An 8,336-nucleotide genomic window follows, 5' to 3' on the forward strand; every position below is an offset into this window, starting at 1 on the left:
GCCCTTCGTGTCGGCTGCGCGGGCTCTACGAGCCCCGCGGCGCGGACGGACTGATCAGAAGTCCATGCCGCCCATGCCGCCGTCGCCACCCGGCATCGGCTGGTTCTTCTCCGGCTTGTCCGCGACGACCGCCTCGGTCGTGAGGAAGAGCGCTGCGATGGACGCAGCGTTCTGCAGCGCGGAGCGCGTGACCTTGACCGGGTCGTTGACGCCTGCGGCGAGCAGGTCCTCGTAGACGCCGGTCGCGGCGTTCAGGCCGTGGCCCGAGGGGAGGTTGCGGACCTTCTCGGCCACGACGCCACCCTCGAGACCGGCGTTGATCGCGATCTGCTTGAGCGGGGCGTCGATCGCGGCGCGCACGATCTGCGCACCGGTCGCCTCGTCGCCGACCAGGTCGGTGATCGCGGCGGTCTCGAACGCGACGGCACCGGCCTGGATGAGGGCCACGCCACCACCGGCGACGATGCCCTCCTCGACGGCAGCCTTCGCGTTGCGGACGGCGTCCTCGATGCGGTGCTTGCGCTCCTTGAGCTCCACCTCGGTCGCGGCGCCGGCCTTGATGACCGCGACACCACCGGCGAGCTTGGCGAGGCGCTCCTGGAGCTTCTCGCGGTCGTAGTCGGAGTCCGACTTCTCGATCTCGGAACGGATCTGGTTCACGCGACCCGCGATGAGGTCGGCGTCGCCGGCACCCTCGACGATCGTGGTCTCGTCCTTGGTGACGACGACCTTGCGAGCCTGGCCGAGCAGGTCGAGGGTCGCGGTCTCCAGCTTGAGGCCGACCGTCTCGGAGATGACCTGGCCACCGGTGAGGATCGCGATGTCCTGCAGCATGGCCTTGCGGCGGTCGCCGAAGCCCGGAGCCTTGACGGCGACGGACTTGAACGTGCCACGGATCTTGTTCAGCACGAGGGTGGCCAGGGCCTCGCCCTCGACGTCCTCGGCGATGATGAGGAGGCTGCGGCCGGCCTTCATGACCTGGTCGAGCAGCGGCAGCAGGTCCTTGACGTTCGAGATCTTCGACTCGACGATCAGGACGTACGGGTCCTCGAGGACCGCTTCCTGACGCTCGGGGTCGGTCTCGAAGTAGCGGGCCAGGAAGCCCTTGTCGAAGCGCATGCCCTCGGTGAGCTCGAGCTCGAGGCCGAACGTGTTCGACTCCTCGACGGTGATGACGCCTTCCTTGCCCACCTTGTCGAGGGCCTCGGCGATGAGCTCGCCGATCGCGGGGTCACCGGCCGAGATCGCGGCCGTGGCAGCGATCTCTTCCTTGGTCTCGATGTCCTTGGCGGCGACGAGCAGCTGGGCCGTCACGGCCTCGACAGCCTTCTCGATACCGCGCTTGAGGGCGATCGGGTTGGACCCGGCCGCGACGTTGCGCAGGCCCTCGCGCACGAGCGCCTGGGCGAGCACGGTCGCGGTGGTGGTGCCGTCACCCGCGACGTCGTCGGTCTTCTTGGCGACCTCCTTGACGAGCTCCGCACCGATCTTCTCGTACGGGTCGTCGAGCTCGATCTCCTTGGCGATGCTCACACCATCGTTGGTGATGGTGGGCGCGCCCCACTTCTTGTCGAGGACGACGTTGCGGCCCTTGGGGCCGAGCGTGACCTTCACGGTGTCGGCGAGGACGTTGAGCCCGCGCTCCATCCCGCGACGTGCCTCCTCGTTGAAGGCGATGATCTTTGCCATGGGGATTGATCCTCCGCTGGTGGCGTGTGACGGTCGGTCGGCGCCCGCGACGGACGGCTCGCGCACGACGACGTTCCTGTCACGCCGACTCGCGGGCCTCACCTGACGACCAGAGAAAACTGTCACTCTCATGACGAGAGTGCTAACGCCATTATTGGCACTCTGCCGGTGCGAGTGCAAGGCCGTACGACCCCTATCGCCCCCAGCGGAACGACGCACGTCCGGCTCGCCCTAGGATGCCCAGTGTGAGATTCGCGACAAAGAGGTGGCGACTGGCGGTGCTCGGAGCGGCGATCGCCCCCGTCGTGGTGCTCGTGACGGCCGGGGCCACCCCGACCCCGCAGCCGACCGACGTCCAGATCGACCTGTACCAGGACGGCGTCGCGACCGCGGGCCCAGGCGTCCTCCTGCGGCTCCCCGCGGGCATGGGCGCCACCTACCTCGACGGCAGCAGGGTCCTCGACCCGGCAGCCCTCGACCCCGCCTGGCTCACGGACGGGCTCGACGCGGCCGACGGCGAGGTGGACCGACTCAGCCAGGTCGCAGGCTCCCCCGTGACCGCCGGGTCCCTGCTCGACGTCGCGGACGCCGAGCGCGCCGCAGCCGCGTCCCGGGCCTGGCTCGCCGACGGCCGGGTCCCGGGCGCAGGCACCCGCTTCGAGGAGCTCGGCGAGGACGCCCTGCTCGACCTGCACACCCTGACGCTCGAGAACGGCGCCTCGCTCGCCGCGGCGTCCCCGCGCTGGCGCTACGTGTGGCCGCGTGACTCCTCGTTCACGGCGGCCGCGTACGCGCGGACCGGTCACGTCGACGACGCGCTGCGCGTGCTCGACTTCCTGCGCTCGGTCCAGGAGCCCGACGGCTCGTTCCACGCCCGCTACCTCCCCGACGCCTCAGGGGTCCCCGACGACCGCGGGATCCAGTCGGACGGCAACGGGTGGGCCCTGTGGGCGGCATGGACCGTGCTCGACGAGATCGACGCCCCGGGCGACCGGGACGACGCCCGTGAGCGCCTCGCGCCCCTCGTCGACGCCTCGACCGAGCACGTGCTCGCGCTGCTCGACGACGACACGGACCTGCCGCCGCCGTCGAGCGACTACTGGGAGGTGCACCCGACCGACCTGACCCTCGGGACCGCCGCCCCCCTGCTCGCCGGGCTCGAGGGCGCCATGGCCTTCTACCGCGACGGCGATCAGTGGGACCGTGCGGCGGGCGCGGCGAGCGCCGCGATGCGCCTGCGGTCCGCGATCGAGGACCGGTTCGGCTCGCAGGGCTACCCGCGGGCCGTGTCGGGCGGGGCGCAGGACGCTGCGACGACCTTCGCGCTCCCGCCGTTCCAGCCCACGGCGCTCAGCGGGGCGGAGGACGCCTGGCGGTCCTCGGTCATGTCGATGCTCCGTCCGGCCGGTGGGGTGGCCCCGGGAGCGGGCTGGCGGACGGACGGCGTGTCCTGGACGCCGCAGACCGCGCTGTTCGCCCTCGCGGGCGCCTCGACCGGCGAGGAGGAGGCCGCCGAGAGCTGGCTCGACTGGCTCGGCACGCACCGGACGGCGTCCGGCGCGATCCCCGAGAAGGTCCTCGCGGACGGCTCGCCCGCGGCGGTCGCACCGCTCACGTGGAGCTCGTCCCTCGTGGTGCTGACCCTGGTCGAGCTCGAGGACCGGCGGATCGAGGCGGCGGCCGAGGCGGCGGCCCCGGCCCCCTGAGCCTGGGCCTGGGCCTGGGCCTGGGCCTGGGCCTGGGCCTGGGCCTGAACCACCCGAGACCCGGCTCCCTGCGGGTCCGGACGCAGGAGCTCCCTCGTGGGGCCTTCGTGCCTTCCTCGCGCGGTCCGAGGTCGGGCAGCCGTCAGGGAGCCAGCGCGGGCAGGTGCGGGACGTCGAACTCCCGCCGCAGCACGCGCTGGGCCGCGTACCACCCGCCGAGCCCGTGGACACCGGGTCCCGGTGGGGTCGACGCCGAGCAGAGGTAGACCCCGTCGAGGCCGGTCGCGTACGGGTCGAGGCGCGCGCTCGGGCGTGCCAGGACGCGCCACATGCTGACGGCCCCCGCCGCGATGTCCCCGCCCACGTAGTTGGCGTTGTGCTCGCTCATGCGCGCGGCGGGCACGCACCGCGAGGTCACGACGACGTCGCGGAAGCCCGGTGCGAAGCGCTCGATCTGGGCGGTGATCGCCTCGGTGACGTCGAGCGTGGAGCCGGCCGGGACGTGCGCGTACGACCACAGGGGTCGCAGGTCACCGACCCGACGCGTCTCGTCGACGAGGCTCGGGTCGCTCACGAGGACCATGGGCCGCTCGGCGTGCTGCCCCTGCGCGACCGCGGCCTCCGCGGCGGCCATCTCGGCCCGTGTGCCGCCCACGTGGACCGTCCCGGCACGCCCGACCTCGGCGTTCTGCCACGGCACGGGGCCTCGCAGCACGAAGTCGACCTTGGCGGCCGCGTTGCCGTAGGGGAACGCCGTGAGCGCTCTGGCCGCGCGTCCCGTGAGACGGGAACCGAACACCTCGACCACGGTGCGGGGAGTCGTGTCGAAGATGACGGCCCGGGCGGGCGGGAGGTCCGACTCCGAGCGCACCGGGTGGTCCGTCACGACCTCACCCCCGTGCGCCTCGAGGTCCGCGACCAACGCGGTCACGATCGCCCCCGAGCCGCCGCGCGGGACGGGCCAGCCGCCCTCGGTGTGCGCGAGCGACGCGAGCAGCATCGCCACCCCGGCCGAGGCCAGCGAGGGCATGGGCGCGATCCCGTGCGCTGCGACGCCCGTGAAGAGTGCGGGGGCGACGTCCCCGACGAAGCGTCGGTCCCAGGCCCGGGTGCCCTGCTCGAGGACGCCGAGCCCGAACCGGGCCGCGGTCGGTACCCCGCGCGGGAGGAGCCCCGCCGGGATGCTCCGCTTGTCGCCCAGAGCGGTCGCGACCGCATGGCCCGTGTTGCGGGACAGCGAGCCGACGAGCGAACGCCACGCGGCGCCGTCGACCCCCAGCCCGTCGACCGTCCGGTCGAGATCGCGGTAGGCGATCCCTGCGCGGCCCCCCGGGAGCGGCTGGGCGTACGAGACCTCCGGGACGAGCAGCTCGACGCCGCGCGAGGGCAGGTCGAACGCCTGGAAGAACGGCGACGCCCACGCCATGGGGTGCACCGCGGAGCAGATGTCGTGGACCAAGCCCTCGGCCAGCCCCAGGTCCAGGGTCCGCGACCCGCCCCCGATCGTGGGTTGTGCCTCGAGGACCCGCACGGACAGCCCGGCCCTGGCGCACGTCACCGCCGCGGCGAGGCCGTTGGGCCCGGATCCGACGACGACGACGTCCACCTCGGTCAGGTGACGCGCCGGGGTCACGGCGTTCAGAGCGGGCGCACCTGTTCTGCCTGGGGGCCCTTCTGGCCCTGTCCTGGCTCGTACTCGACGGCCTGCCCCTCGTCGAGGGTGCGGTAGCCGTCGTTCTGGATCGCGCTGAAGTGGACGAAGAGGTCCTGGCCGCCCGAGTCGGGGGTGATGAAGCCGAAGCCTTTCTCGGCGTTGAACCACTTGACAGTGCCCTGGGCCATGGACGTCTCCTCGTGTGCCGGCGCGGACCTGCCGCGGTCGCCCGAGGACGACCACCGCCCTCGGTGCCTCCGAGCCTAGCCCGCGGGGTGCGCGCCGTCACCGGTACGCGCGACGCCGTGCACGCCGAGGACGTTCAGGACGGGGGCGGCGACGGACGGGATCCTGAGCGCTGCGGTCCGTCAGCCGACGAGAAGCCGCCGCAGACCCGCACGCGGCAGGTCAGGGGGCGACGGTCAGCGCGGACTTCACGATCACCAGGACGTCGCCCTCGCGGATGTCCACCTGCTTGACCTGCTCGGCCGGGACGCCCAGGACAGCGGCGACGGCCATCGCCGTCTCCTTGCGGTCCGCGGCGTACCAGATCGAGTTGACCGTGACGCCCGAGTCACCGGGGTAGGCCGCGAACTCGACCTTGGTGAACCCCTTGGCGTCCAGGGCTGCCTTGCCGACACGAGACTCCCCTTCGGGGCCCTTGTCGTTGAGGACGCGGACGAACGCTCCCTTGTCGGCTGCTGCCAGCAGGGCGGTGATGTCGGTCGCGGGGTCCGCGGGCGACTCCTCCTCGACCGGGGTCTCCTCGGTCGAGGGCTCCTCCTCGACCGGGGTCTCCTCGGTCGCGGGCTCCTCGGCGGGAGCCGACGCTGCAGGGGGCTTGGCCTCGGCCTCGGGCGTCGTTCCGCCGAAACCTCCGGAGACCGCGTAGACGCCGCCGATCCCGACGACAGCGAAGATCCCGGCGACGAGCAGGAACGGCCAGGTCTTGCTCCACCTGCTGCGCGGAGCGCGGTACACCCCGACGGGCGCGCCCTCGGGCGCGGGGACGTCGAACTCGTCGGGCGCGTAGGGGTAATCGCTCTTGCTCACGCCGACAGGGTAGCCCGTCTCGCCCGGCAGATTAAACGTCGCCGAGCCGGCGAGCTGAGCGGGCGCGCTGACGCGTGGACCGCATCCGGCGCAGACGCTTGACGAGCATGGGGTCGTGGGCCAGTGCCTCAGGGGAGTCGATCAGGGCGTTGAGCGCCTGGTAGTAGCGGGTCGCCGTCATGTCGAAGAGCTCGCGGACAGCCTGCTCCTTGGCGCCCGCGTACTTCCACCACTGACGCTCGAAAGCGAGGATCTGCTGGTCGCGTTCCGAGAGTCCAGAACCCTGCTGCTCGTCCGGCCCCGTGCTGTCCAGGGACGGTGCGACGAGGTGCTCGGTCTCGGCGAACGCTTCGCTCATGGGCAGTTCCTCACTCGTCGGGACGTCCTGCACCGACGAACGGTGGGGACCTGGGCGTCTCCAGCCTACGCGCGAACGACAAGAGTGTCATTCAACGGCTCGCGTACTCTCGCCGCGTGAACAGCTCCGCGACGCCCGCCTCCGCCGACTCCCTCGACCGTTGCTCGGCCACCGTCCCGCAACGACCGCTCGACGAGATCATGGCCCCCGACTGGGCGGCCGCCCTCGCCCCCGTCGAGCCGCAGTTGCGCGCCGTGGGCGACTTCCTCCGCGCGGAGACCGCGGCCGGACGCCCGTACCAGCCTGCGCCGTCGGACATCCTGCGGGCCTTCCAGCGCCCGCTCGCCGACGTACGGGTCCTGATCGTGGGCCAGGACCCCTACCCCACACCCGGCCACGCCATGGGCCTGTCGTTCTCCGTCCAGCCGCACGTGCGCCCCGTGCCACGCTCGCTCCAGAACATCTACGCCGAGATGGCGACCGACCTCGGGACCCCTACGCCCGTGCACGGCGACCTGTCCGCGTGGAGCGACCAGGGCGTCATGCTGCTCAACAGGGTCCTGACGGTCGGCGACGGCGACGCCGGGTCGCACCGCCGCAAGGGCTGGGAGGCCATCACCGAGGCCGCGATCCGCGCGCTCGTCGCCCGCGACCGCCCGCTCGTCGCGATCCTCTGGGGACGCGACGCCGCGACGCTCAAGCCGCTCCTGGGCAGCACGCCCGTGGTCGAGAGCGCGCACCCCAGCCCGCTGTCCGCCCGGCGGGGGTTCTTCGGGTCCCGGCCGTTCTCGCGCGTCGACGAGCTGCTCGTCGCCCAGGGTGCGGCCCCCGTCGACTGGACGCTGCCCGCGGCCTGAGGCACGGCGTCGGGCCGGGCCGGGTCGTGCCGTCGGGCCGGGAGGTCACGCGACGCACGGCCCCCGTTGTCACACAATGGACCGGTGACCACCTCGCACCCGGACGATGAGAACACGCCCCGATGGGCCAGCTACGTCGCGATCGGCGACTCGTTCACGGAAGGACTCTGGGACCCCTACCCGAACGACCCGGACCGCCAGCGCGGCTGGGCCGACCTCCTCGCAGGGCACCTGTCGACGCGACGCAGCGCCGCAGGCCGGGCCCCGCTCCAGTACGCCAACCTCGCGATCCGCGGCCGGCTCCTGCGCTCGATCCTGACCGAGCAGGTGCCGGCCGCGATCGCGCTCAAGCCGGACCTGGTGAGCCTCATCGGCGGCGGCAACGACATCCTGCGTCCCGCGGCCGACGTCGACCGCCTGGCCCGCAACCTCGAGCACGCGGTCGCCCGGCTGCGCGCCGAGGGCATCGACGTCCTCCTGGGCACGGGCTTCGACACGTCGGGGTCGCCCCTCGTGGGCCTCACGCGCGGCCGCGTGGGCGTCTACAACACCCACATCTGGTCGATCGCGCGCCGTCACGGCGCGCACGTCCTGGACCTGTGGGGCATGGCGTCGCTCCACGACTGGCGCATGTGGTCCGAGGACCGCATCCACCTGACCCCGGACGGGCACCGGCGCGTCGCGCAGGCCGCGCTCGTGGGCCTGGGCCAGGCGCCCGACGACGCCGCGTGGGACGACCCGCTGTCGCCACTGCCGCCCGTCCCGCTCCTCGACCGCGCCCGGCAGAACGCCGAGTGGGTGCGGGTGCACGTGTACCCGTGGGCGACGCGGCGGCTCCGCGGGCAGTCCTCGGGCGACCTGCGAGAGCCCAAGGTGCCCGTGCTGACGCCCGTGCAGTCGCAGTAGCGAGCCGGCACGAGGCCCGGGCGCCTGCAGGGTGCCGGCGTCCCTGAGGCACGAGCACCCCTGGTGCTGCGACGACGAAGGCCGGTGTCCCGCGAGCTCGAGCTGCGGGACAC

The 8,336-nt window shown here is 72.7% G+C and carries 8 protein-coding genes; 3 read left to right on the forward strand and 5 right to left on the reverse strand.

The genetic code is table 11. The features are described 5' to 3' along the window. Nucleotides 1-54: 54 nt before the first annotated feature. The gene (gene groL / locus ACFWFR_RS14680; RefSeq protein WP_056645303.1) at nucleotides 55-1,689 is read right to left on the reverse strand and encodes a chaperonin GroEL; all 1,635 of its coding nucleotides are present in this window, start codon (nucleotides 1,687-1,689) and stop codon (nucleotides 55-57) included. 236 nt (nucleotides 1,690-1,925) lie between these two features. Between groL and ACFWFR_RS14685 the strand changes: the two genes are divergently transcribed. Beyond that, complete coding sequence (locus tag ACFWFR_RS14685) at nucleotides 1,926-3,395, forward strand: glycoside hydrolase family 15 (protein WP_377623440.1); 1,470 nt, start codon at nucleotides 1,926-1,928, stop codon at nucleotides 3,393-3,395. A 142-nt stretch (nucleotides 3,396-3,537) separates the two neighbouring features. On the opposite strand, the gene ACFWFR_RS14690 is transcribed toward ACFWFR_RS14685, so the two are convergent. The 4 genes from ACFWFR_RS14690 to ACFWFR_RS14705 all read right to left on the reverse strand — a co-directional run bounded on the left by ACFWFR_RS14690 (nucleotide 3,538) and on the right by ACFWFR_RS14705 (nucleotide 6,460). Further along, entirely contained in the window at nucleotides 3,538-5,028 is a 1,491-nt protein-coding gene (locus ACFWFR_RS14690) for a phytoene desaturase family protein (RefSeq protein WP_377619487.1), read from the reverse strand. A gap of 5 nt (nucleotides 5,029-5,033) precedes the next feature. After that, complete coding sequence (locus tag ACFWFR_RS14695) at nucleotides 5,034-5,237, reverse strand: cold-shock protein (RefSeq protein ID WP_056645298.1); 204 nt, start codon at nucleotides 5,235-5,237, stop codon at nucleotides 5,034-5,036. A gap of 220 nt (nucleotides 5,238-5,457) precedes the next feature. After that, nucleotides 5,458-6,102, reverse strand: coding sequence for a LytR C-terminal domain-containing protein (locus ACFWFR_RS14700; protein ID WP_377623441.1), 645 nt, complete (start codon nucleotides 6,100-6,102; stop codon nucleotides 5,458-5,460). 31 nt (nucleotides 6,103-6,133) lie between these two features. Continuing rightward, the gene (locus ACFWFR_RS14705; protein ID WP_225220085.1) at nucleotides 6,134-6,460 is read right to left on the reverse strand and encodes a DUF3263 domain-containing protein; all 327 of its coding nucleotides are present in this window, start codon (nucleotides 6,458-6,460) and stop codon (nucleotides 6,134-6,136) included. Between the two features lie 116 nt (nucleotides 6,461-6,576). On the opposite strand from ACFWFR_RS14705, the gene ACFWFR_RS14710 reads away from it, so the two are divergent. Both ACFWFR_RS14710 and ACFWFR_RS14715 read left to right on the forward strand, forming a co-directional pair. After that, the gene (locus ACFWFR_RS14710) at nucleotides 6,577-7,317 is read left to right on the forward strand and encodes a uracil-DNA glycosylase (RefSeq protein WP_377623442.1); all 741 of its coding nucleotides are present in this window, start codon (nucleotides 6,577-6,579) and stop codon (nucleotides 7,315-7,317) included. A gap of 84 nt (nucleotides 7,318-7,401) precedes the next feature. Beyond that, nucleotides 7,402-8,223 (forward strand): SGNH/GDSL hydrolase family protein, encoded by an 822-nt coding sequence (locus ACFWFR_RS14715; RefSeq protein WP_318244412.1) that lies wholly within the window; start codon nucleotides 7,402-7,404, stop codon nucleotides 8,221-8,223. The last annotated feature ends 113 nt before the right edge of the window (nucleotides 8,224-8,336 follow it).

Origin of the sequence: Oerskovia sp. NPDC060287 (genome assembly GCF_042726775.1) — a bacterium.
Classification (GTDB): Bacteria; Actinomycetota; Actinomycetes; order Actinomycetales; family Cellulomonadaceae; genus Oerskovia; species Oerskovia merdavium.